Source organism: Massilia cellulosiltytica, assembly GCF_047325105.1.
GTDB lineage: Bacteria > Pseudomonadota > Gammaproteobacteria > Burkholderiales > Burkholderiaceae_D > Telluria > Telluria orientalis.
Genome location: NZ_CP168562.1, coordinates 6,189,625 through 6,210,942 on the forward strand (window position 1 = coordinate 6,189,625; position 21,318 = coordinate 6,210,942).

At 66.8% G+C, this 21,318-nt stretch carries 23 protein-coding genes; 16 read left to right on the forward strand and 7 right to left on the reverse strand.

Annotated elements, in window-relative coordinates:
* Window positions 1–64: 64 nt before the first annotated feature.
* The 9 genes from ACEN9H_RS27105 to ACEN9H_RS27145 all read left to right on the forward strand — a co-directional run bounded on the left by ACEN9H_RS27105 (window position 65) and on the right by ACEN9H_RS27145 (window position 6,130).
* Window positions 65–628: a DUF882 domain-containing protein gene (locus tag ACEN9H_RS27105; RefSeq protein ID WP_056126832.1), complete on the forward strand. Its 564-nt coding sequence runs from the start codon at window positions 65–67 to the stop codon at window positions 626–628.
* 2 nt (window positions 629–630) lie between these two features.
* Window positions 631–1,434: a hypothetical protein gene (locus tag ACEN9H_RS27110; RefSeq protein ID WP_413672743.1), complete on the forward strand. Its 804-nt coding sequence runs from the start codon at window positions 631–633 to the stop codon at window positions 1,432–1,434.
* Entirely contained in the window at window positions 1,431–1,739 is a 309-nt protein-coding gene (locus ACEN9H_RS27115; protein ID WP_413672744.1) for a hypothetical protein, read from the forward strand. The genes ACEN9H_RS27110 and ACEN9H_RS27115 overlap by 4 nt, the downstream gene beginning before the upstream one ends.
* Window positions 1,740–1,769: 30 nt before the next feature.
* Window positions 1,770–2,150, forward strand: a complete 381-nt coding sequence (locus ACEN9H_RS27120) for a nuclear transport factor 2 family protein (RefSeq protein WP_413672745.1) — start codon at window positions 1,770–1,772, stop codon at window positions 2,148–2,150.
* Between the two features lie 36 nt (window positions 2,151–2,186).
* On the forward strand, window positions 2,187–3,494 hold the full coding sequence (locus ACEN9H_RS27125; RefSeq protein ID WP_413672746.1) for a M20/M25/M40 family metallo-hydrolase: 1,308 nt from the start codon (window positions 2,187–2,189) through the stop codon (window positions 3,492–3,494).
* A 55-nt stretch (window positions 3,495–3,549) separates the two neighbouring features.
* On the forward strand, window positions 3,550–3,993 hold the full coding sequence (locus tag ACEN9H_RS27130) for a thioesterase family protein (RefSeq protein WP_413672747.1): 444 nt from the start codon (window positions 3,550–3,552) through the stop codon (window positions 3,991–3,993).
* A 64-nt stretch (window positions 3,994–4,057) separates the two neighbouring features.
* Entirely contained in the window at window positions 4,058–4,633 is a 576-nt protein-coding gene (locus ACEN9H_RS27135; RefSeq protein WP_371772036.1) for an RNA polymerase sigma factor, read from the forward strand.
* Window positions 4,634–4,646: 13 nt separating this feature from the next.
* Window positions 4,647–5,129, forward strand: coding sequence for a hypothetical protein (locus tag ACEN9H_RS27140; RefSeq protein WP_056126826.1), 483 nt, complete (start codon window positions 4,647–4,649; stop codon window positions 5,127–5,129).
* 14 nt (window positions 5,130–5,143) lie between these two features.
* On the forward strand, window positions 5,144–6,130 hold the full coding sequence (locus ACEN9H_RS27145) for a hypothetical protein (RefSeq protein ID WP_413672748.1): 987 nt from the start codon (window positions 5,144–5,146) through the stop codon (window positions 6,128–6,130).
* A gap of 7 nt (window positions 6,131–6,137) precedes the next feature.
* Here the strand turns inward: ACEN9H_RS27145 and ACEN9H_RS27150 are convergent, their stop codons facing one another.
* Window positions 6,138–6,635 carry a DUF3016 domain-containing protein gene (locus tag ACEN9H_RS27150; RefSeq protein WP_413672749.1) on the reverse strand — a complete coding sequence of 166 codons (498 nt, stop codon included), beginning with the start codon at window positions 6,633–6,635 and terminating at the stop codon, window positions 6,138–6,140.
* A 182-nt stretch (window positions 6,636–6,817) separates the two neighbouring features.
* Here ACEN9H_RS27150 and ACEN9H_RS27155 point away from each other — a divergent pair, with 182 nt between their 5' ends.
* The 3 genes from ACEN9H_RS27155 (at window position 6,818) to ACEN9H_RS27165 (ending at window position 11,500) form a co-directional block, all read left to right on the forward strand.
* Complete coding sequence (locus tag ACEN9H_RS27155; RefSeq protein ID WP_371765083.1) at window positions 6,818–7,555, forward strand: DNA-formamidopyrimidine glycosylase family protein; 738 nt, start codon at window positions 6,818–6,820, stop codon at window positions 7,553–7,555.
* Between the two features lie 147 nt (window positions 7,556–7,702).
* A complete protein-coding gene (locus tag ACEN9H_RS27160) occupies window positions 7,703–9,208 on the forward strand; it encodes an HD domain-containing phosphohydrolase (protein WP_413672750.1) in 1,506 nt (501 codons plus the stop codon).
* Between the two features lie 87 nt (window positions 9,209–9,295).
* Window positions 9,296–11,500, forward strand: coding sequence for an ATP-binding protein (locus ACEN9H_RS27165; RefSeq protein WP_413672751.1), 2,205 nt, complete (start codon window positions 9,296–9,298; stop codon window positions 11,498–11,500).
* Between the two features lie 4 nt (window positions 11,501–11,504).
* On the opposite strand, the gene ACEN9H_RS27170 is transcribed toward ACEN9H_RS27165, so the two are convergent.
* Window positions 11,505–11,837: a hypothetical protein gene (locus ACEN9H_RS27170; RefSeq protein WP_413672752.1), complete on the reverse strand. Its 333-nt coding sequence runs from the start codon at window positions 11,835–11,837 to the stop codon at window positions 11,505–11,507.
* Window positions 11,838–12,049: 212 nt separating this feature from the next.
* Between ACEN9H_RS27170 and ACEN9H_RS27175 the strand changes: the two genes are divergently transcribed.
* Window positions 12,050–12,442 carry a PPC domain-containing DNA-binding protein gene (locus ACEN9H_RS27175; RefSeq protein ID WP_056126851.1) on the forward strand — a complete coding sequence of 131 codons (393 nt, stop codon included), beginning with the start codon at window positions 12,050–12,052 and terminating at the stop codon, window positions 12,440–12,442.
* A gap of 72 nt (window positions 12,443–12,514) precedes the next feature.
* On the forward strand, window positions 12,515–14,323 hold the full coding sequence (locus ACEN9H_RS27180; protein ID WP_413672753.1) for an ABC transporter ATP-binding protein/permease: 1,809 nt from the start codon (window positions 12,515–12,517) through the stop codon (window positions 14,321–14,323).
* Between the two features lie 3 nt (window positions 14,324–14,326).
* Here the strand turns inward: ACEN9H_RS27180 and ACEN9H_RS27185 are convergent, their stop codons facing one another.
* Window positions 14,327–15,727 (reverse strand): PLP-dependent aminotransferase family protein, encoded by a 1,401-nt coding sequence (locus tag ACEN9H_RS27185; RefSeq protein WP_413672754.1) that lies wholly within the window; start codon window positions 15,725–15,727, stop codon window positions 14,327–14,329.
* A 71-nt stretch (window positions 15,728–15,798) separates the two neighbouring features.
* On the opposite strand from ACEN9H_RS27185, the gene ACEN9H_RS27190 reads away from it, so the two are divergent.
* Together ACEN9H_RS27190 and ACEN9H_RS27195 are read left to right on the forward strand one after the other, a co-directional pair.
* Window positions 15,799–16,035, forward strand: coding sequence for a hypothetical protein (locus ACEN9H_RS27190; protein WP_371765089.1), 237 nt, complete (start codon window positions 15,799–15,801; stop codon window positions 16,033–16,035).
* A gap of 57 nt (window positions 16,036–16,092) precedes the next feature.
* Window positions 16,093–17,205, forward strand: a complete 1,113-nt coding sequence (locus tag ACEN9H_RS27195; protein ID WP_413672755.1) for a DegT/DnrJ/EryC1/StrS family aminotransferase — start codon at window positions 16,093–16,095, stop codon at window positions 17,203–17,205.
* On the opposite strand, the gene ACEN9H_RS27200 is transcribed toward ACEN9H_RS27195, so the two are convergent.
* From ACEN9H_RS27200 to glcF, 4 genes are all read right to left on the reverse strand, one after another.
* Window positions 17,206–19,161: a GAF domain-containing protein gene (locus tag ACEN9H_RS27200; RefSeq protein ID WP_413672756.1), complete on the reverse strand. Its 1,956-nt coding sequence runs from the start codon at window positions 19,159–19,161 to the stop codon at window positions 17,206–17,208.
* Window positions 19,162–19,247: 86 nt separating this feature from the next.
* The gene (locus ACEN9H_RS27205; RefSeq protein WP_056126817.1) at window positions 19,248–19,739 is read right to left on the reverse strand and encodes a hypothetical protein; all 492 of its coding nucleotides are present in this window, start codon (window positions 19,737–19,739) and stop codon (window positions 19,248–19,250) included.
* An 87-nt stretch (window positions 19,740–19,826) separates the two neighbouring features.
* Window positions 19,827–20,006 carry a hypothetical protein gene (locus tag ACEN9H_RS27210; RefSeq protein WP_413338786.1) on the reverse strand — a complete coding sequence of 60 codons (180 nt, stop codon included), beginning with the start codon at window positions 20,004–20,006 and terminating at the stop codon, window positions 19,827–19,829.
* 84 nt (window positions 20,007–20,090) lie between these two features.
* Window positions 20,091–21,317: a glycolate oxidase subunit GlcF gene (gene glcF / locus ACEN9H_RS27215; protein ID WP_413672757.1), complete on the reverse strand. Its 1,227-nt coding sequence runs from the start codon at window positions 21,315–21,317 to the stop codon at window positions 20,091–20,093.
* Between the last annotated feature and the right edge of the window lies 1 nt (window position 21,318).

Genomic DNA, 21,318 nt, shown 5'->3' on the forward strand with positions numbered 1-21,318 from the left:
GGTCCGCTGCAAGAATCATGCATGGGGCGTATCATTGAGGCTGGCAATCAGCAAGGAGAAGCTCATGAATCAGCGACGCTCTTTCCTCAAAAGTTCCGCCGTCCTCGCATCGGTACTCGGTGCCCCCGCCATCCGGACCAGCGCCAAGACCCTGCCGGATGCGCCCGTCTCCCCTGTCGCACCGAACGAGCGCATCGTGCGCCTGTACAACACGCACACGGGCGAAAGCCTGCGCACCATTTTCTGGGCCGAGGGCGAGTTCATCCCCGAGGCGATGCAGGACATCAATAAACTGCTGCGCGACCACCGCAACAACAAGATCTCGGCCATCGATCCGAAACTGCTCGTCTTGCTGGACCGCATCAGCGCCCAGTACGGCAACCACCCGACCGTACACGTGATCTCGGGTTATCGCTCGCCGGAAACGAACGAGATGCTGCACGAAAAGACGGGCGGCGTGGCGAAGCACAGCCTGCACATGGAAGGCAAGGCGATCGACGTGCGCATTCCCGGCCAAGACCTGGCCAAGCTGCACAAGATCGCGATGGCGCAAAAGGCGGGCGGGGTCGGCTATTACCCCGACTCGCAGTTCGTGCACATGGACGTCGGCCGCGTGCGGTACTGGTGACCATGCGCCGGGCCGTCGCGCGGATGGTGCCGTTGCTGCTGGGTGCGCTGTGGGGCACGGCCCCGGCGCAGACGGCACCGGCGGATCAAGGTATCCAGACCGTCACGGTCACGTACACGCGCGACCCGGTCGACAAGTCGTATCGGAAAATGATCCGCGGCATGGAACGGTTCCAGCGCGAGCATGCGCTGGCGCCGCAGGCCACGTTGCGCTTCCGCCTGCTGCCCCGTTCGCCGACCGTGGACATGCACGGCATCACGCTGCGCGTCATCGGCGACCACATCGCGGTGCCCGTCCCCGTCGCGCCCGACAACAGTTTTACGCTGCCGCGCAACGAACAGGCGTTGCAGGAAGACGCGGCCGTCGTCGCCAACCGCAAGACGACGAGCATGACGTGGCGCGCGCAAGTCATGACGCCGGGCCTGCCGCCCGGCACGCGCCGGCTGGGCGACTTGCGCCTGGAGTGTCTCGTCGGCATGGAAGCCGGGCTCGTGTCGAACAGCTCGCCGCTGTTCGGCTGGATCTCGAACGCTCTCACAAGTCCCGAACAGGTGTGCAACAGTCCCGACGGCAATTTCCTCTTCTTTAACGAGCGTCCCGTGTTCGCCGTGACCCTGCGCGCGGGCGAGCGCACGGAAATCCTGCCGTTCCGCTTCCTGTACGCGGGCGGCGAGCAGACGCGCGACATGCTGCCGTTCTGCGACTGCCAGGTGCTGCTCGACCGCACGTACTATGCGCCGATCTGGGACCGCAGCTGGCCGGACGACACGCTCGTCAGCTTCGAGACCATGGAGGATGCGCCATGACACTGCGCCTCGTGCTGGCGGCGATCTTGTTGTCCGGCTGCGCCACGCGCGCACCGGAACCCGGCACGAGCGTGGCCGAGTCCCGCTTCGACCAGCTCGTCGTCCCCGGCCACACGACGCGGGCCGAGCTGCTGGCCGCGTTCGGGCCGACGAAGACGGTCGTCTTCGATTCCGGCATGGAGACGTGGTTGTACACCGCCCCGACGGCGGGCGGGCACACGGAACTGGTGCTGCTGCTGGGCCGTGACGGCATCGTGCGCAAGATGCGCAAGCGCCCGCCCTACCCGACCGACCCGAAACCCTGAAGCGGATTCCATGGCAGAATCCTCCCTGCCATGCCTACCTTGCCCACCTCCCCCGAAGCCGTCGTCCAGCGCCAGCTCGACGCCTACAACGCCCGCGACCTCGACGCGCTGCTCGCCACCTACGCCCCGGCCGCCCGCCAGTACGCGCTGCCGGCCACCCTGCTCGCGACAGGCCACGCGGAGATGCGCCCGCGCTTCGCCACCCGCTTCGACGAACCGGACCTGCACGCGCACCTGTTGCAACGCGCCGTGATGGGCAACATCGTCATCGACCACGAAGTCGTCAGCCGCACGTTCCCGGAAGGCCCGGGCAAGGTCGACCTCGTGGCGATCTACGAAGTGGTCGACGGCCTGATCCATTCACAGACCGTGCAGGTCAGCAACCAGCGTCTGGACGCGCAAGTGGTCTGAATCGGTGTACAGTTGAGCATCATTGTTTTGAGAAAGATGACGATGCGCAGGATCAGCGGGGCGCTGCTGGCGCTGACAGCACTGGCGTACTTACAAACGGCGCGGGCCGACGGGCTCGACCCGACCGAGCAAAAAATCGTCGCGGAGATCAAGGCGCATGCGCCGCAAGCGCTCGCCCTGCTCGAGCAGAGCGTCCTCATCAACAGCGGCACGATGAATACCCGCGGCGTGCGCGACGTGGGCGCCTTGTTCCGCAAGCAGTTCGACGCCCTCGGCTTTACCACGCGCTGGATCGAGCTGCCGCCCGGGATGCGCCGCGCCGGCCACCTCGTCGCCACGCGCGACGGCAACCGCGGCAAGCGCCTGCTGCTGCTCGGCCACCTCGACACCGTGTTCGAGCCCGGTTCCGACGTGCCCATGTGGAAGCGCGATGGCGACAAGGTCCGCGGCCAGGGCGTGTCCGACATGAAGGGTGGCGACGTGATCGTCATCGAAGCCTTGCGCGCGCTGCACCGCGTGGGCGCCCTCGACGGCACGCGTATCGCCGTCATGTTCACGGGCGACGAGGAAGAAGCGGGGAATCCGAAAAGCGTGTCGCGCGGCGACATGGTGGAGCTCGCCAAGCGCAGCGACGTCGCCCTCAGCTTCGAGGGCAGCATCCCCGACAAGAATGGCCAGGCGACCGCCACCGTGGGCCGGCGCGCGACGGCCACGTGGGAGCTGGAGGTCAAGGCGCGCCAGGGCCATTCGATGGCCGTGTTCGGCGCCAACGGCTATGGCGCCGTGTACGAGACGGCGCGCATCCTGGACGCCTTCCGCCAGCAGGTGATCGAGCCGGGCCTCACGTTCAATCCGGGCTTGATCCTGGGCGGCACCGAGGTCGCGTTCGACGAGGCCACCTCGCGCGGCACCGCATTCGGCAAGACCAACGTGATCGCCAACACGGCCACCGTGAAGGCCGACCTGCGCTACCTGGACTACCCGCAACGCGACCGCGCGCAAGCACGCATGCGCGACATTGTCGCGCAGAACCTGCCCGGCACCAGCGCCACCATCGCGTTCCACGATTCCTATCCGCCGATGGCCGTGACACCCGGCAACCTGAAAGTGCTGGACCTGTATTCGCGCGCCAGCCAGGATGCCGGGCTTGGGACGATCGCGCCCTTGCCGGCGGAAGCGCGCGGCGCGGGCGACATCCAGTTCGTGGCGCCGCTCCTCGACAGCCTCGACGGCCTCGGCGCGAGCGGCAACGGCGCCCACTCGCCGAACGAAGACCTGGACGTGGGCTCGATCGAACGGGGTGCCGTGCGCGCGGCATTGCTGATCTATCGTTTGACGCGTTGACGCTCGTCGAATTTCTTCAACCGGACACGCTACCCGAACCGGGTAATATGCACACATGGCACGACTGATACTCACCTTCCCCGAAGACCAGTACTACTACACGACCTTGCTGACGGTGCGCGTCACCGACATCAATGCCGGCAACCACCTGGGCAACGACTCGATGATCTCGATGATCTCCGAGGCACGGGCCCGCTTCCTGTTCGAATACGGCGTCTCGGAAACGGAGGGCGACGGCACGGGCATCATCGTGACGGACCTCGCGACGACCTACCGCGCCGAAGCGCATGCGCGCGACCAGCTGCTGTTCGAAGTGGGCGTCATGGACTTCAACAAGTATGGCGGCGATGTCATCTTCCGGGTCACCCGTCCCAAGGACAAGACCCTCGTCGCGATGGCCAAGCAGGGCTTCGTTTTCTTCAACTACAAGACGAGCCAGGTCGTCGCCATGCCGGAAGACTTCCGCGGCAAGTTCGACCGGGTGAACTGGATCGACTGAACGCGCGCGAAATAGCTGGAACTTTCTTCCCCTCCCGCTGGAATATGGGTAAAGACAATGACCCATGACCACACCAACCACTGACACCGACCTGCTGCGCCAGACGCGCAGCGGCGCCGCCGACGCCTTCGCGGCCTTGTACCGGCGCCACCAGGGTCCGCTGTACCGCTTCGCGCTGCTGCGCTGCGGCTCGGCGGACACGGCCGCCGACGTGGTCCAGGAAACGTTCATGGGCCTGCTGACGGATCGGTTCCGCTTCGATCCGCTGCGCGGACAGTTGCAGCACTTCCTGTTCGGCGTGGCGCGCAACCTGATCCTGAAAAACGAGACGGCACACCAGCGCCACGTGGTGCTGGACGGCGGCGACGACGGCGACGACGAGCTGCCGGACGACGCGGCCTGTCCGCTGGCGCGCCTGCTGGACAACGAGGCCGCCGAGGAAGTGCGGCGCGCGCTGGCGCTGCTGGCCCCGCACTACCGCGACGCCGTCATCCTGTACGAGATGCACGACCTGTCGTACGCCGAGATTGCCGACATCTGCCAGGTCGACATCGGCACCGTGCGTTCGCGCCTGTCGCGCGGCCGGGCGGCGCTCGCGAAGCGCCTGGCCGGCTGGCGCGCCACGGCCGGCGCAGCATGAAAGGATAGTCATCATGGACATTCGAAACACGACCGACCGCGATCCCCTGTTCGACGCCCTGCGCGCCGAGGTGGGCCGGCTGGACGCCCCGCGCGGCGTCGAGAAGGAATTGCTGCAGGCGTTCGCGAAGCTGCACCCGCCGAAGCGCCGCTGGTATCACAGGCTGGCCGTGCGTCCCGCCGCGCTGGCCGGGGGCGTCGTGGCAGGGGCGCTCGTGCTGGCGTTCGCCGTGCGGGCGCCGCACCCGGTCGAGGACGGCCGCGCCGGCGCGCTCGTCGCGCTCGACGGCAACGGCGTGTTCATCGCACTGGATTCGGCCGAGCGCATCGCCGCGGAACCGGCGCCGCGCATGGTCGCCACCGATGTGCCGCGCACGAGCCTGGCCGCGCTGGGCGTGCCGCTGACGCCGGAAAACGCGGGCGATTCCGTCCGGGCCGAGATGCTCGTCGCGGCCGACGGCCAGCCGCTTGCCCTGCGCCTGAGTGCCATTCAATAACGAAAGAGGATGCCATGACTACCAAACATGTTGTGATCGCCGCCCTGCTGGCCGGCCTGTTCGCCCCGGCGCTGGCCGAGGATACCCAGGGCCGCGCGTCCGACGGCGCCGTGGCGTTCCACTTCGATAGCATGCATTTCGACGCGCGTACCGGCGCCGCCGTGATGCGCTCGAACATCGTCAAGACCGCGCCCTACAGTGCGCAGATGGTGACGGAGTTCGCGCAGGCGCTGGCCGACGGCAACCAGATCGCCACGCGCCGCACCACCATGACGTACCGCGACAGCGCCGGCCGCACCCGCCAGGAAATCCGCGACGACAAGGGCGACGTCGTCACCGTCACGATCAACGATCCGGTGAGCGGCACGAACCTGATCCTGCACCCGCAGAACCGCACGGCCGTCAGGATCAATCCGGGCGCAACGGCGCGCGCCGCGGCCGATGCGGCGCGGGCGAAAGTCGACCAGATGCGCAAGGACGGCACGCTGCCCGCCGGCAGCCAGGACATCATCGTGAAACGCGTGCAAGGGATCGACGACGCCGAACGGCAACGCATCCAGCGCGACGTGCGCATCCAGGTGTCGCGGGCGCTGGCGGAGAACGGCACGGCGCTGCGCGACATGCAGATGCAGGTGGCGCCGCTGATGAACGGCGCGTTCGCCGACGTCAAATGGTCGACGAAGGCGGCGACGAAGGACCTGGGCACGCGCGACTTCGGCGGCATCAAGGCCGAGGGCAAGCTGCGCAGCTACGAGATCCCGGCCGGCGCGATCGGCAACCGCAATGCGATCGTCGTCGCGGACGAGACGTGGACGGCGCCCGACCTGCAGGTGACGGTCTACACGAAACACAGCGACCCGCGCAGCGGCGACGTCGTGTTCCGGCTCGAGAACATCAAGCGCGAGGAACCGGCGGCCGCCCTGTTCACCGTGCCGGCCGATTACACGGTGCGCGAAGCGGGCGGCCGCTGGCGCGACAGGATCGGCCGCCCCGACAAGTGACAGTGAATCAGCGCCGTTTCTTCTGGATCGGCGCGATGGTCTTGTCGAACCAGTCGTCGATCATCTGCTTCTCGTAGCGATACGGCTCCGAATCGAAGTAGTGGCTGAACGTCTGCTGGTAATTCATGTCCTGCAGCTGCGACTGGCCGCTCTTGATCACCTGGCCGTTCTGCTCGATCGCATAGTTCAGCTCCATGCGCGGCCAGTCCGCGCGGCCGGTCATCACGCGCAGGTCGCGGCCCAGCCGGGCACTCGGAATGAGGCGGCCGGCCGGGTCGAAATCCGTGATCTCGATGCGCAGGTTCTCGCCCGGCGGCAGGTTCGCGCCCAGCTTCACGAAGTGGTCGGTGATCTGGTCCAGCATTTCCTTGCGTTCCCAGCCCGGGAACGGCAGGTCGTGGAAATTCTCGGGGTGCACCCACGTGACGTTGACCGCGGCCGACGCACTGCCCGCTGCCAGCGCCAGCAGGCCCGCCAGGGCCATCGTTTTCATGAACGCTTTCATGATGTTCTTCCTTTCGTCGTCATCCAATACAACCGTTTATACCTCATTCTTATACGCCGGTTTCCATGCCGGGTCCGTTATCGATTCGTCTTAGTTTGTATCGAAATGTTAGTCCGCGCACAAGTGTCCCGGGCTCTTGCACAGCACAATCCCGAACGGGACAACGCAAGCGAGGAAGCATCATGCCGGAAGGCCCGTCGCTGGTCATCTTGAAAGAGCAGACGGCCCCGTTCGTGGGCCAGGAAATCGTGCGTGCCGAGGGCAATACCTGGGCCATCGACACGACGCGCCTCATCGGCCAGCCCGTCGTCGCGCTGCGGACGTGGGGCAAGCATTTCCTCATCCAGATGCCGACGATGGTCGTGCGCATCCATTTTCTCCTGTTCGGCACGTACCGCGTGAACGAGCGGCGCGACAAGCCGCCGCGCCTGTCGCTCGGCTTCGCGGACGGCGGCGAGCTCAACTTCTACGCCTGCTCGGTCAAGGAGATCGACTGCGACATCGACGCGTACTACGACTGGGCCGCGGACGTCATGTCGGATGCATGGGATCCGGCCAAGGCGCGCAAGAAGCTCCGTGCAGCGCCGGACACGCTCGCCTGTGACGCCCTGCTCGACCAGGACATCTTCGCCGGCGTCGGCAACATCATCAAGAACGAGGTGCTGTTCCGCATCCGGATCGATCCGCGGTCCAGGGTCGGCGCGCTGCCGCCGGCCAAGCTGCGTGCCCTCGTGCAGGAAGCGCGCCAGTACAGCTTCGACTTCCTCGAGTGGAAAAAAGCGTTCACGCTCAAGAAACATTGGCTCGCGCACAACCAGAAAACCTGCCCCCGCTGCCATATCCCCTTCCACAAAGCGAACCTGGGCAAGACGAACCGCCGCAGCTTCTGGTGCGAGCGCTGCCAAAAGCTGCATGAATAAGGCGGAAACGATAGGGAACCGACACGTTGCGACATTGTGACTTTTTGCAGTGCGTCATTAATATTTCTTGTTGTTAATGATCACTGCTCATACTACAATTATTTCGGACCGTGCTGCCTTACCTCAAAAACCTCGTGAGATCGTCAAATGTCCTTCCTGTCATCCGCCGCGCCGAAGCTAGCACCATGGAAAGTACTGCTCGTCGACGACGAACCGGACATCCATGACATCACCAAGCTGACGCTCTCCCGCTTCCGCCTCGACGGCCGCAGCCTGTCGTTCCTGCACGCCTACAGCGGCGCCGAGGCCAAGGCCATCCTGGCGCGCGAAAAGGACATCGCGCTGGTGTTCCTCGACGTCGTCATGGAGCGCGAGGACAGCGGCCTGGAAGTGGCGCGCTGGCTGCGCCAGGAGCTGGACAACCAGTTCACCCGCATCGTGCTGCGCACCGGCCAGCCGGGCCAGGCGCCCGAGGAACGCGTGATCGTCGACTACGACATCAACGACTACAAGGAAAAGACGGAGCTCGACCGCACCAAGCTGTTCACGACGACGTTCGCCGCCCTGCGCGCCTACCGCGACATCATGAAGGTGGAAGACGCCCGCCGCGTCCAGCAGAATTACCGCGAAGGCCTGGAGCGCGTGATCTCCGCGTCCACGCATCTGTTCAGGCAGCGCAATTTGAAAGATTTCGCCAGCGGCCTGCTGCAACAGGTCGTCGCCCTGCTGCGCCTGGAGCAGAGCATGCTGCTGCGCGTGGCCGGCGCCAGCGTGATCACGGGCGAGAGCCAGTACGAGATCCTCGCGCGCATCGGCGACGTCGGCGACCAGGACATCGGCCCGGAACTGATCGCCCAGCTGGACGAGGCACGCCACAACCGCATCTCCAAGCTGCATGGCGACACCTATGTCGGCTACTTCCCGAACAGCAGCGGCAAGGCGTCCCTGCTCGTGCTCAAGGGCGTGGAAGAAATCGACGAGATCGATGTTCAATTGCTCGACGTCTTTTGCTCGGGCGTCGCCATCGCCTTCGACAACATCCTGCTGAACCAGGAGATCACCGATACCCAGGCCGAGCTGATCCTGCGCCTGGGCGACGTCGTCGAATCGCGTTCCAACGAAGCCGGCAACCACGTACGCCGCATGGCCCAGGTGTGTCACCTGCTGGCCCAGGAATCGGGCATGTCCGACGACGAGACGGCCGTGCTGATGCATGCGGCGCCGATGCACGACGTGGGCAAGATCGCGACGCCGGACGCCGTCCTGTTGAAACCGGGACGCCTCACGCCCGAGGAATGGGACATCATGAAGCAGCACCCGACCATCGGCCTGCAGATCCTCGACGGCTCGCAGCGCCCGATCCTGAAGGCGGCCGCCGTGATCGCCCACCAGCACCACGAGAAATGGGACGGCAGCGGTTATCCGCAGGGACTGAAGGGCGAGGACATCCACCCGTATGCCCGCATCGTGGCCGTGGCCGACGTGTTCGACGCCCTCACGCACGAGCGCGTGTACAAGAAGGCGTGGCCGATCGACCAGGTGCGCGACTACCTGCGCGACGTGGCGGGCCAGCACCTCGATCCGCACTACGTCGACATCCTCATCAAGAACCTCGACAAGGCCGCCGAGATCAACGCGCGCTGGCCGGACTGAAATCGATGTCATCGCTGGGACAATCCCGGCGGAGTCAGGTAGTATGCAGAGCTTCGAGGCAATACTGTCCCGACTGCCATCCGGCCCATGCGTATCCGAACCCGACTGCTGCTCCTGATCCTGGCCATCCTGGTGCCCGCCCTCCTCGCGGCGGTACTGGCCGTCTGGTATGTCTATCAGGAAGAGCGGCGCGCGCAGGAAACGAGCGTCAAGGAAGCCGTGCGCGCCTTCACCCTCCTCGTCGACAACGAACTGGAGATCAGGGAAGGCATCCTGCGCACGCTGGCGAATTCCCCCGCGCTGGCCCGCGGCGATCTCGACACCTTCTATCAACACGCCCATTCGGTGGCGCCGCGCGGCGAGACGGCGATCCTGCTGCTCGACCGGGACGGCCACCAACTGCTCAACACGCGGGTCGCGCCGGGCGCGCCGGTGCCGCCCGGCCGCGCGTCGAACCTCGACGCGCTGATGCAACGGGACGGCGCCGACCGCACCCTCGTCTCCGACCTGTTCGTCTCCTCGATCAGCCAGCGCCATGCGGTCGCCATCCAGGTGCCGGTGCACGTGGACGGCACCTTGCGCTACTTCCTCGCCATGAGCATGAACGCCGCCCAGCTGCAGGCGCTGCTGGGTGAACAGCGCTTCCCGCCCGACTGGCAGGCCGCCATCGTCGACCGCACCGGCCGGCTGATCGCGCGCTCGATCGACCCGGACCAGTACCGGGGCCGCTCGGTCAGCGAGGTGGCGCTGGCCCAGTTCACCGCCCACCGCGAAGGCGTGTTCTCGAACAGGAACCTGGCCGGCATTCCCGTGCAGGCCTTCTTCAGCACCGTGCCCTCGTCGAACTGGAAAGTCCTCGTCAGCATTCCGACGGAAGACCTGCGCCGCGTGCCGCTGCATGCGGCGGCCTTCCTGGCGGCCATCATGGCCGTCATGCTCGTGCTGGCGTCGGTGGCCGCGCGCTGGTTCGCGCGCCGCGCCGCCATCCCGATCGAATACCTGGGCCGCAGCGCCGCGGACCTGGGCGCCGGCCGCGAAGTGCACTACCGACCGCAGGGCATCGTCGAGATCGACGCCGTGGCGCAGCGCATGGCCGACGCGAGCCGCCAGATCCTGACCGCGCAAGCCGTCCTGGAGCAGCGCGTGGCCGAAGCCGTGGCGGCCAGCGAGCGCGCCCAGAGCGCCCTCGTGCGCGGCCAGAAGCTGGAAGCCCTCGGCCGCCTCACGGGCGGCATCGCGCACGAATTCAACAACCTGCTGCAGACGCTGACGACCGCGCTGCAGCTCGCGTCCCTGACGGCGAACCAGCCCAAGGTGCTGAGCCTGATCGACACGTGCAAGCGCACCGTCAGCCGCGCCACCGCGCTGACCACCCGCCTGGGGTCGTTCGGCCGCGTGCAGGATGCGCGTTTGCTGACGGTCGACCCGGGCGAGCAGGTGCGCGGCTCCGTCCAGCTGCTGCGCGGCGTGCTGCGCCAGGGCACGCGCATGGAAGTGCATTGCGGGGACGACCTGTGGCCCGTCACCGTCGACCCCGTGCAATTCGACCTTGCCCTGTTGAACCTGGCGATCAATGCGCGCGACGCCATGCCGGACGGCGGCCGGCTCGCCGTCGACGTGCGCAACTGCATCCTCGAACCGACCATGGAACGCACGGGCGGCGACTACGTGTGCGTGAGCGTGACGGACACGGGCATCGGCATGCCACCCGACGTGCAGGCGCGCGCGCTCGACCCGTTCTTCACGACGAAACCGCCGGGCCAGGGCTCCGGCCTCGGGCTGCCCCAGGCCTACGCATTCGCCACGCAGTCGCGCGGCTGGCTGACCCTGGCGAGCACGGTCGGCGCCGGCACCACCATCGAAATCTACCTGCCGCGCTCGCTGCAACCGCTGTCGGCCACGGCGGCGCGCACCGACGGCCAGGCGCCGGGGCACGGCAGCGGGCGCGTGCTGTTCGTCGAAGACGATCCGTTCGTGCGCGAAGCGGTCGTGCGCGGCCTGGAAGACTGCGGCTTCGACGTGATGGTGGCGGCGGACGGCGACAAGGCGCTCGCCATGCTCGATGCCGGCCTCGACGCCGACGTCGTGTTTTCCGACATCGTCATGCCCGGCAAGGTCAGCGGCATCGACCTGGCCGGCATCCTGCACGAGCGCCGTCCCGGCCTGCCGGTCGTCCTCGCCACGGGCTACACCGACCAGCGCGCCGTCATCCCGGGCGTGCAGGTCCTCGCCAAACCCTACGAGATCGACCAGCTGGTCGAATTGCTGGCCAACCTCTCCGGCAACCGCTGAACCTTTACAGCGTCAGCGTGACGTGCTCGCCGGCCACGGCGACCGTGCACCTGGTCGCGCCCGCCGTACGGCCCGGTGCCGTGCTGCAGTCGGCGCTGACCTGCTTGCCCTGCCAGGTGCCGTCGAACTTGCCGTCGCCGTGCAACAGCGATACGTGGTCGTCGATGACCTTGTCGCCGTTGACGAAGATGCGCACGCCGGAGCAGTCGATCAGCGCGCCCTGGATATCCAGCTTGCCGTCGCGGCTCGTGTAGTGATTTCCGGTTACCGGCGACAGCGCGGCGCAGCCGGACATTGTGACGGCCAGCGCGGCCGCGATCATGAACTTGGTTGACATCTTTGTGTAATCTCCGCTTATCTGCGCGGTTCTCTTCAGGAAACCTTGAAATCATAACCGTATTTACTGAGAAATTAATATTCAAAAATTGCAATAACCATTCTTTTTTTTGCAATGCAAACTGGACGTTTCCACTCGTATTGCAATTTCCACATGGAAACTATTGGTTGCAGCCAGGCTGGCGTAGAATGGACCGCATCAAGGAGACCACCATGCAGACTCTGCCCCTACGGATCGGCGCCGGCCAGGACCTGCGCGCCGTGCTCGACGCCCTCGTGGCGGAACACCATGTGGACGCCGCGTTCGTCCTGCAAGGCATCGGCAGCCTGTCGGTCGCCCGGTTGCGCTTCGCGGGCCGGCCGGAATTCACGGAACTGCGCGGCGACCTGGAAATCCTCACGCTGGGCGGATCGTTGTCGCCGGACGGCCCGCACCTGCACGCGAGCGTGGCGGACGACGGCGGCCGCGTCATCGGCGGCCACCTCGGCCCCGGCTGCATCGTGCGCACGACGGCCGAGGTGCTGGTGGCGCTGCTGCCGCGCCACCGCTTCCGCCGCGAATTCGATCCGGCCACGGGATTCGACGAGTTGTTCGTGAAGGCCTAATGTCCGTTTCCGCACTGAACGATCCGGTGCGCGGCCGTAGTCTGGCGGTAAATACTTCCGCAGAGACCGATCATGACCACGCACGTTCCGGACGAAGGTCCGACCCAGCCCAAGCCCGCCCCCCTGTCGCTCGCCGCGTGGAAGCACTTCGTCAACGTCGCCAGGCCCTACTGGCTGGGCGATGAGAAAGGCAGGGCCTGGACCCTGCTGCTGCTGTTGATCGTGCTGATGCTGGTCGATACCAAGCTCGCGGTCATGCTGAACAACCAGACCGGAGAATTGACGTCCGCACTGGCCGGCAAGGAGGCCGACCGCTTCTGGACCGCGGTGCGCGCCTGTCTGTTCATCCTCGCGTTCGCGGTGCCGACCTACGCCTTTTATTACTACATGCGCGACGTGTTCGCGAACCAGTGGCGGCGCTGGCTCACCGGCCGCTTCCTCGACGGCTACCTGCAGGACCGCAAATACTACGCGCTGGGCGCCGGCAACGAGATCGACAATCCGGACCAGCGCATCAGCGAGGACATCAACACGTTCACGGGCCGGTCGATCAATTTCCTGCTGATCTTCCTCGGCTCGCTCATGCAACTGGTCGCGTTCAGCACCGTGCTGTGGTCGATCTCGCACCTGCTCGTCGCCGTGCTCGTGGCCTATGCGGTGATGGGCAATATCGTCGCCCTGTACTTCTTCGGCAGTCCGCTGATCCAGCTGAATTTCTGGCAGTTGCGGCGCGAGGCCGACTTCCGCTTCAGCCTGATGCGCCTGCGCGAAAACGCCGAGTCGATCGCGTTCTACCGGGGCGAAGCGCAGGAGCGCACGCACATCGACAGCCGCTTCGACAAGGTCATTCGCAACTTTGCGCGGCTGATCAGGAAACAGCGCGCGCTGAATTTCTTCCAGCGCACGTTCAGCCAGCTCACCGTGGTGCTGCCCTACGTGCTGCTGGCCGGCGGCGTGCTGTCGGGCGAGCTGGAAGTGGGCGCCGCGACGCGCGCCGCCGGCGCCTTTACGGCCGTGCTCGGCGCAGTGGGCGTCATCGTCGACAACTTCGAGAGCCTCAGCCGTTTCGTGGCGGGCATCGGCCGCCTGCAAGCCCTGTCCGACCTCGTGCTGCCCGGTGCGCAGCCTGCCGCCGCCGATCGGCAGCCGCGCATCGCGATGCGGCCCGGCACGCACTTCGCGCTGGAAGCCGTGACCTTGCATCCGCCGCAGTCGGACCGCGTCCTCATCAAGGAACTGAGCCTCGTGCTGAAGCCCGGCGACGCGCTGTTGATCACCGGCGCCAGCGGCTGCGGCAAGAGCTCGCTGCTGCGCGCGATCGCCGGGCTGTGGCACACGGGCAGCGGCACGATCCAGCATCCGCCGCTGGAAGACGTGTTCTTCCTGCCGCAGCAGCCGTATCTGCAGCCCGGCACCCTGCGCAGCCAGCTCATCTATCCCAGCGTGCACCGCGACCTGGGCGACGAGCAGCTGCTCGACATCCTGCAACAGGTGCACCTGCCCGCACTGGCCGACCGTGTGGGCGGCCTGGACGCCGTGCACGACTGGGGCAAGCTGCTGTCGGTCGGCGAGCAGCAGCGTCTCGCCTTCGGCCGCGTGCTGGTGCACGCGCCGCGGATCGTCATCCTGGACGAGGCGACAAGCGCGCTCGACAGCGCCAATGAAACCGCGCTGTACGCGCGCCTGCGCGCCAGCGGCGCGACCCTCGTGAGCATCGCCCACCGCGAAGCCGTGCTGCGTCACCACACGCACGTGCTGAAGCTGATGGGCGACGGGACGTGGGAAGTCAGCGAAGCCGGCGGATTCGAGTTCGACAAACCCGTAGCCGACACCGGGCCGGCACCGGTGCGGCCAGCGGCCGTCGCGACGTTCGCCGGCTAGACGTCACACCACGGCAGCGCCGAACGGCTCGGGCCGCCGCGCAAGCAGGTGTGAGAGCCGTTGAAGCCCGGCCTGCAAGCGTCCGCGGTCCTTGATGCTGCCCAGGGAGATCCGGATGGCATTCGCGGACCCGCCACCGGTCGCGAACGCCTCCGCCGGCGTGACAGCGATGCCCTCGCGGTCGGCAGCGCGCGCAAGTTGCGAGGCGGTCCAGTACGCCGGCAACTCGAGCCAGACATGCAGGCCGTCCCCGGCCCCGCTGTACCGCCCCGCCAGGATATCCCGGGCCATCCGGTGGCGCAGGCGCGCCTCGTTGCGGACGCCTTCCATCAACCGGTCCGCCGAACCGTCGAGGATCCACTGCGTGGCCAGCGCGGCCGTCAGCGGCGCGACCATCAGCGCGAATGACCTGAGCGCGGCCAGGAACCGTTCGCGTACGTGCGGGTCGCGTACAAGCACGAAGGCGACCCGCAAGCCGGGCGTCAGGCATTTCGACAGGGTCGAGATGTAGACCACCTGGTCCGGCGCAAACGTGGCGACGGGCGGCGGCGGGGCCGCGGCAAGGCGCCAGTAGGGATCGTCCTCGACGATGCTTGCCTGGCAGCGCTGCGCGATCCCGGCGAGCGCCTTGCGCCGGCGTTCCGGCATGGTGACGGCGGTCGGGTTCTGCAAGGTCGGATTGAGGTACACCAGCCCGGGCTTGTGCCGGCGGCACGCTTCCTCGAGCATCTCCGGGACCATCCCGTGCCTGTCCGCTTCCACCGCAATGACCTGCCGGCCGAACTGGGTGGCCGCGGCGAGCAGGCCGGGATACGTCGTCGGCTCCGCCAGGATGACATCGCCGGGCGCCGTCAGCGCAAGGATCAGCGCGGCGATCGCGGCTTGCGCACCCGGACAGACGACGACCTGGCGCGCATCCGGCTGGCCGAACATCGGTGCGAGCCACGCGGCGCCGGCCTTGCGGTCGGAGTCGCTGCCCCCGCCCAGGTGGTAATTCATCAGCGCTGCGTTATCGGACCGCATCAGCACTTGCGACAGACCCTGTTTCAACATGTCGTCGAAGTCCACGCCGTCCGGCGGCGGCGGGGTGTTCATGCTCAGGTCGAGGATCGCCGTCAATTCGACTTTCGGCGCCGCGACATACGTGCCGCGGGCGCCGCGGCCCTCCAGCAGGTTGCGGCGCCTGGCTTCGTCATAGGCGCGCGTGACCGTCGTCAGGTCGACGTCCAGCTGTGCCGCCAGCCGGCGCTGCGGAGGCAGCCGGTCGCCCGGTTTCAGCGATCCGTCGGCCACCGCCGCCTGCAACGCCTCCGCAATCTGCAGGAAACGCGGCCCGCCATGCACGGCCAGGCGCGGCAACCAGATGGGCAAATCGTCATCTTGTATGGATTTCAACTGGGACATTTTGTCTCGATGTATGGAGATTGCTTTTGCGTAGTATGTGGGTATTCGACGATGGTTCAAACACAAAAATCATGGAATGGATCCCTGTAGTCTTCGTTGTATTCAAGTTTCTCGTGCTGGCCACGGGGATGTTCTTCGCCATAAAGTGGCACTACGACCAGGGAAAGAAGGGAAAGGCCCAGGAGAGTCGCGCGGTGCTACGCGCAAGCGCCAAGGTGGCCGTACTCTTCGTGGTGATCCTCGTGGGCCTGGGGGTCGTCACCTTCGCCCTTGCCAGGGTGCTCGGCCTGGACCTGGGCTACCCATGACGGCGCCCCGCCGCGCAGACTAGAATATCCGTCCGACAACGCACCCGAAGGACGCCCATGGCCCTGCTGAACTTTTCCCAACCGGCGCTCGACGACGCCACCCTCGCCGCCGTGACCGACACGATGAAAAGCGGCTGGATCGCCAGCGGCCCGCGCGTCCTGGCATTCGAGCGCGCGCTGTCCGGGACCTTTGGCGGCCGTCCCACGCGCACGCTGACGTCGGCCACGGGGGCGATGGAACTGGCGCTGCTGGCGTGCGGCGTCAAGCCCGGCGACGAGGTGATCACGTCCACGCAAAGCTTCTTCTCGACGATGAACATGATCGTCAAGGTCGGCGCCCGGCCCGTGTTCGTCGACTGCGACCTCGTCACGCGCGCGATCGACCTCGACCAGGTGGCAGCCGCCATCACGCCGCGCACGAAGGCGATCGTGCCCACGCACTTCCCCGGCGCCCTGGGCGACATGGACGCGCTGTACACGCTGGCGCGGCGCCACGGCCTGCGGGTGATCGAGGATGCGGCCCTCGTGCAGGGCTCGACGTGGAAGGGCCAGCCCATCGGCAGCTTCGGCGACATCGCCACGTTCTCGTTCCACCCGAATAAAAACATGACGACGATCGAGGGCGGCGCCATCGTCGTGCCCGACGACGCGACGGCCAGGCGCATCGAGGTGCTGCGCTTCCACGGCATCGAGCGCCTGGCGGACGACACGCGCGACGTCGCGGTCGCCAGCGGCAAGTACAACATGTCGGACGTGTCGGCCGCGATCGGCCTCGCCCAGCTCGCGCAACTGCCCGCCTTCCTGGCGCAGCGCCAGCGCCTGGCCGAGCGCTATTTCGACGTGTTCCCGGCCATCGACGGCGCCGTGCTGCCGCCGCGCGGCGTGCCGGGCCAGAGCTGGAACATGTTCTGCGTGCTGCTGCCGTACGAAGCGCTCGGGACGACGCGGCAACGCTTCCGCGCCGCGCTGCGCGAACGGGAGATCGCGACGGGTCTGTCGTACGAACCGTCGCACCTGACGACGCTCGGCCGCAGCCTCGGCTGGCGCGCGGGCCAGTTCCCGAACGCGGAGCGGATCGGCCGGGAGACCGTCACGATCCCCCTGCACTGCGGGATGAACGAAGCCGACGTGGACCGCGTGTGCGCGGCCATCGCCGACAGTTTGACCTGATCAGGCGACCTTCAGCTCGGGCCGGGCGGTCTTGCGCGGAAAGCGCAGGTGGTAGCGCAGGCCCTGCCCCGGGCTGCTCTCCACGCGCAGCGAGCCTTGCAGCACGTTCGTTGCGAGGTTGTACAGGATGTGGCCACCGAGGCCGCTGCCGCCGCTGCCGCGCTTCGTCGTGAAGAACGGGTCGAACAGCTTGGCCAGCGTCTCCGCATCCATGCCCACGCCGTCGTCGGCGTAGTCGAACACGACGTGGTCGCCGTCGAGCGCCGCGTGGAGCGTGATGTGGCCGGGCTGGTCGCGCTCGAAACCGTGCATCAGCGAGTTGACGACCATGTTGGTGACGATCTGCGACACCGCGCCCGGAAAACTCTCCAGCATCAGGTCTTTCGGGCAGTCGACCGCGACTTCCAGCGGCCGGCCCTTCAGCTTCGGCTGCAGCGACAGCAGCACCTCGTTCAAATACGTGCCGAGATTGAACGTGCGGACGTCGTCCGAAGACTGGTCCACCGCAACCTGCTTGAAACTGCGCACGAGGGCCGCGGCGCGCTGCGTGTTGGTGGTCATGATGCGCAGGGACTGGTCGACGATGTCGAAGAACGCCTCCAGGCTGTCCTGGGTCATCGCCCCCGCCGCCAGCTCCTCGCGCGTGAGCTTGAGTTCCTGCACGAGGTGGCTCGTGGCCGTCACGCAGATGCCCAGCGGCGTGTTGATCTCGTGCGCGACGCCGGCCACCATCTGGCCCAGCGACGCGAGCTTTTCCTTGCGCACCAGTTCCGTCTGCGCTTCCTGCAACTGGTGCAGCGCCTGTTCGAGCGCGGCGTTCTGCTGTTCCAGGCGCTCCTTGGCCTTGCGGATGGCGCGGTCGGCCTGCATGCGCGCGATCGCCACCGCCACGTGGCTGGAGATGAAGGCCATCAGGTCCAGGTCCGCCTTCGTGTAGACGATGGTCGGGTCATAGCTCTGCACGACCAGCACGCCGTACGCCTTGTCGTTGACGAGCATCGGCGCGCCGATCCAGCTCGCGATGTCCGTGTTCCCCAGCGGGTGCTTCACCTTGCCCGCCGCGTGCAGGCGCGCGAAGCTGCCGGCGTCGTGGAGCTGCGCCTGCTTCGTCTGCAGCACGTACGACACCATGCCCATCCCGAACGGGAAGCGCTGCTGCGGCGGCACGTCGTCCTTTTCGTCGGCAAAATACGGGATGCTGATCTCGCCCGTGTCCGGATGCGTGAGCGCGATGATGAAGTTCTTCGCCATCATCAGTTCGCCGATGATGGCGTGCAGGCTGGCCGCCAGCACGTCGGTCTCGATGGCGGAGGCCGACAGGTCCGCGATCTGGTACAGCGCATGCTGCACCTGTTCCGCGCGGCGGCGCTCGGCCACCTCGCGCGCCAGCGCGCGCGTGCGCTCCTGCACGGCGCGCTCGAGGCGGTCCATGCTCTGCAGGCCCTGCAGCGCGTTCGACACGTGGTTGGCGATCAGCGCGAACAGCGCCTGGTCTTCCTCGCTGTACGTGTACTCGGGCAGGTAGCTCTGGATGACGATGGCGCCCACGACCTCGTGCTGCTGGTCGAGCAGCGGGCAACCCATCCAGTGCTCGGCGATGCTGCCCGTGCCCCAGACGCCGCCATTCTCGCGCGCCCGCATTTCCTCGCCCGTCACCACGAGGGGTTGCTTGTTGAGCATGACCCACGCCGTCGGCGATTCGTCGGGCGACGCGAGCGTCACGCGCTCGTCGGGGCCCGGCCCCGCGTCGCGCGAGTCGACGAAATAGACGAACCGGACCGTGTCGTCTTCCCGCTCGGCCAACGTGACGTAGAAGTTCTCCGCATACATGATGCGGCCCAGCGCGCGGTGCACGGCGCCGATGAACTCGGTGACGTCGGTACAGCTGGCGGACAGGTGCCCGATGCCCAGCAGCATGGCCTGGACCGTTTCCAGGCGGGCGAGGCGGTCTTCCATCGATTCCCCTTATCGAACAAAAAGTTACGCTCGGGAAATCTTATCAGTTCAGGCCGTCTCTGCGGGGGTTGTGTCGCGAAAATGCCTTACCGGGGCGCGCGAAACTCGTTCTCGACCCAGGTGGACGCGGACGACGGCGACAACTTGAAATCGGGACGCACGCGCACCTGCGCCACGCGCTCGCCCATCTCGTCGAACGCGCTCAGCAGCGCATACGGATTGTCCTCGTCCGGGACGATGTCCAGGGTCACTTTCAGTTCCCCGTCGGCGGTCGAGACGACGGTGCTCTTGTGCAATTGCGCGTGCAACTGCTGCTCGTGGCGGCGGATCACTTCGGACGCCGTCTTGACGAGCGTGTGGAACGCCGGCGTATCGAGCGGCTTCGGGTTTTTCTTGTCGCGGCCCATGGTCCAGGGGCCGACGAGGGCCGGCTCGGATTCGCCGTCCTTGTACATGGCCACGGCCCAGCCGTCGTCGTCTTCGTTCTTGATGACGCGTGCGGTCCAGCCGTTGCCCTGCCACAGACGGGGCTCCTGCACGGGAGCATCATCGTCGTGGTCTGGGATGTCGTCGTTCATTCTTGCTTTCTCGGTCGTGCGGGCATGCGCCCAGAAGCAAGATCATAGGCGTTCACGGCGCACTGGACAAGCGCCGCTTCCGTACCGCTAGATGATGCGCAGGTCGGGGCCGCGGGGCGGCACGATGGGTGGGCCGGGTGGCGTGCTGCGCGGGTCGATCGCCGGCGAGGGGATCTGGCTCTTGAACGGGTTGATGATGATCGGTGGAATCGCCGGCGGTGCCGATGGCGGGTTCTTGTGGCCGGCGGCGTACTGGATACACTGCATGGAATGCCTCCTGCAAACAGAGCAGGCTGTCAGTATAGACCTCGAGTCCAGCATTGCAAGGCTTGATTTCCGGCCACTTTTTCCTTATTGCAGCGCGCGGTCGAGCAGTTCCACCCAGTGCTCCACCGGCACGTCCGTCCCCGACTGCAGGTGCGTGATACAACCGATGTTGGCGGACACGATGCGCTCCGGTGCCGTCGCTTCCAGCCGCGCCAGCTTGTCGTCGCGCAGGCGCAGCGACACCTCCTTGTGCAGCACCGAATACGTGCCGGCCGAGCCGCAGCACAGGTGGCTGTCCGCGCACAGCCGCACGTCGACGCCGGCCGCGCGCAGCAGGTCCTCGACCTTGCCGCGGATCTTCTGGCCGTGCTGCAGCGTGCACGGCGGGTGATACGCAACGCGCTCTCCGGTCTCCTGTGTGCGCAGCTTCGCCCGCAACCTGGCCTCGAACTCCGGCAGCACTTCGCTGACGTCCTTCGCCGCGGCCGAGACGCGCGCCGCCTTCGCCGCATAGGCCGGGTCGTCGGCCAGCGCATGACCGTATTCCTTGATCATCGCGCCGCAGCCGGACGCGTTGATCAGGATGGTCGTTATCCCCTGCTCCAGGTACGGCCACCACGCGTCGATATTGCGGCGCATGTCGGCGCGGCCGCCGTCCGCATCGTTCATGTGCCAGCGGATGGCGCCGCAGCAGCCGGCCCGGTTGGCCGCGACGATCTGCACGCCGACGGCATCGAACACGCGCGCCGTCGCCGCATTGATGTTCGGCGACATCGCCGGCTGCACGCAGCCTTCCAGGAACAGCATCTTGTGCGCGTGCTCGGTGCGCGGCCACACGCCCGCGCTTTGCCGCGCCGGCACCTTGTCCTTCAATGCCTGCGGCAGCAGCGGCCGCACCGCCTGCCCCGCCTTCAGCGCCGGCGTGAACAGCCAGCGGCGCGGCAGGGTCTCCTTCAGCAGCGTGCGCAGCATGCGCTGGCGCGCGGGCCGCGCGACCTGCTGTTCGACGATGCGCCGGCCGATGTCGGCCAGCCGTCCGTACTGCACGCCGGACGGACAGGTCGATTCGCAGTTGCGGCACGTGAGGCAATGGTCCAGGTGCGCCTGGGTCTTATCGGTGGCGGGCCGGCCTTCGAGCACCTGCTTGATCAGGTAGATGCGGCCGCGCGGGCCTTCCAGCTCGTCGCCGGACAGTTGATAGGTCGGGCACGTGGCGGTACAGAAGCCGCAATGCACGCATTTGCGCAGGATCGCGTCGGCCTCGTCGCCGTCGCGCGTGCCCCGGATGAAATCGGCGAGATTGGTTTGCACG

Excerpts from the sequence above, each read along its gene's own strand:
- ACEN9H_RS27105 (WP_056126832.1), top strand. The coding sequence starts at position 65 with ATGAATCAGCGACGCTCTTTCCTCAAAAGTTCCGCCGTCCTCGCATCG.
- ACEN9H_RS27110 (WP_413672743.1), top strand. The coding sequence starts at position 631 with ATGCGCCGGGCCGTCGCGCGGATGGTGCCGTTGCTGCTGGGTGCGCTG.
- ACEN9H_RS27115 (WP_413672744.1), top strand. The coding sequence starts at position 1,431 with ATGACACTGCGCCTCGTGCTGGCGGCGATCTTGTTGTCCGGCTGCGCC.
- ACEN9H_RS27120 (WP_413672745.1), top strand. The coding sequence starts at position 1,770 with ATGCCTACCTTGCCCACCTCCCCCGAAGCCGTCGTCCAGCGCCAGCTC.
- ACEN9H_RS27125 (WP_413672746.1), top strand. The coding sequence starts at position 2,187 with ATGACGATGCGCAGGATCAGCGGGGCGCTGCTGGCGCTGACAGCACTG.
- ACEN9H_RS27130 (WP_413672747.1), top strand. The coding sequence starts at position 3,550 with ATGGCACGACTGATACTCACCTTCCCCGAAGACCAGTACTACTACACG.
- ACEN9H_RS27135 (WP_371772036.1), top strand. The coding sequence starts at position 4,058 with ATGACCACACCAACCACTGACACCGACCTGCTGCGCCAGACGCGCAGC.
- ACEN9H_RS27140 (WP_056126826.1), top strand. The coding sequence starts at position 4,647 with ATGGACATTCGAAACACGACCGACCGCGATCCCCTGTTCGACGCCCTG.
- ACEN9H_RS27145 (WP_413672748.1), top strand. The coding sequence starts at position 5,144 with ATGACTACCAAACATGTTGTGATCGCCGCCCTGCTGGCCGGCCTGTTC.
- ACEN9H_RS27150 (WP_413672749.1), bottom strand. The coding sequence starts at position 6,635 with ATGAAAGCGTTCATGAAAACGATGGCCCTGGCGGGCCTGCTGGCGCTG.
- ACEN9H_RS27155 (WP_371765083.1), top strand. The coding sequence starts at position 6,818 with ATGCCGGAAGGCCCGTCGCTGGTCATCTTGAAAGAGCAGACGGCCCCG.
- ACEN9H_RS27160 (WP_413672750.1), top strand. The coding sequence starts at position 7,703 with ATGTCCTTCCTGTCATCCGCCGCGCCGAAGCTAGCACCATGGAAAGTA.
- ACEN9H_RS27165 (WP_413672751.1), top strand. The coding sequence starts at position 9,296 with ATGCGTATCCGAACCCGACTGCTGCTCCTGATCCTGGCCATCCTGGTG.
- ACEN9H_RS27170 (WP_413672752.1), bottom strand. The coding sequence starts at position 11,837 with ATGTCAACCAAGTTCATGATCGCGGCCGCGCTGGCCGTCACAATGTCC.
- ACEN9H_RS27175 (WP_056126851.1), top strand. The coding sequence starts at position 12,050 with ATGCAGACTCTGCCCCTACGGATCGGCGCCGGCCAGGACCTGCGCGCC.
- ACEN9H_RS27180 (WP_413672753.1), top strand. The coding sequence starts at position 12,515 with ATGACCACGCACGTTCCGGACGAAGGTCCGACCCAGCCCAAGCCCGCC.
- ACEN9H_RS27185 (WP_413672754.1), bottom strand. The coding sequence starts at position 15,727 with ATGTCCCAGTTGAAATCCATACAAGATGACGATTTGCCCATCTGGTTG.
- ACEN9H_RS27190 (WP_371765089.1), top strand. The coding sequence starts at position 15,799 with ATGGAATGGATCCCTGTAGTCTTCGTTGTATTCAAGTTTCTCGTGCTG.
- ACEN9H_RS27195 (WP_413672755.1), top strand. The coding sequence starts at position 16,093 with ATGGCCCTGCTGAACTTTTCCCAACCGGCGCTCGACGACGCCACCCTC.
- ACEN9H_RS27200 (WP_413672756.1), bottom strand. The coding sequence starts at position 19,161 with ATGGAAGACCGCCTCGCCCGCCTGGAAACGGTCCAGGCCATGCTGCTG.
- ACEN9H_RS27205 (WP_056126817.1), bottom strand. The coding sequence starts at position 19,739 with ATGAACGACGACATCCCAGACCACGACGATGATGCTCCCGTGCAGGAG.
- ACEN9H_RS27210 (WP_413338786.1), bottom strand. The coding sequence starts at position 20,006 with ATGCAGTGTATCCAGTACGCCGCCGGCCACAAGAACCCGCCATCGGCA.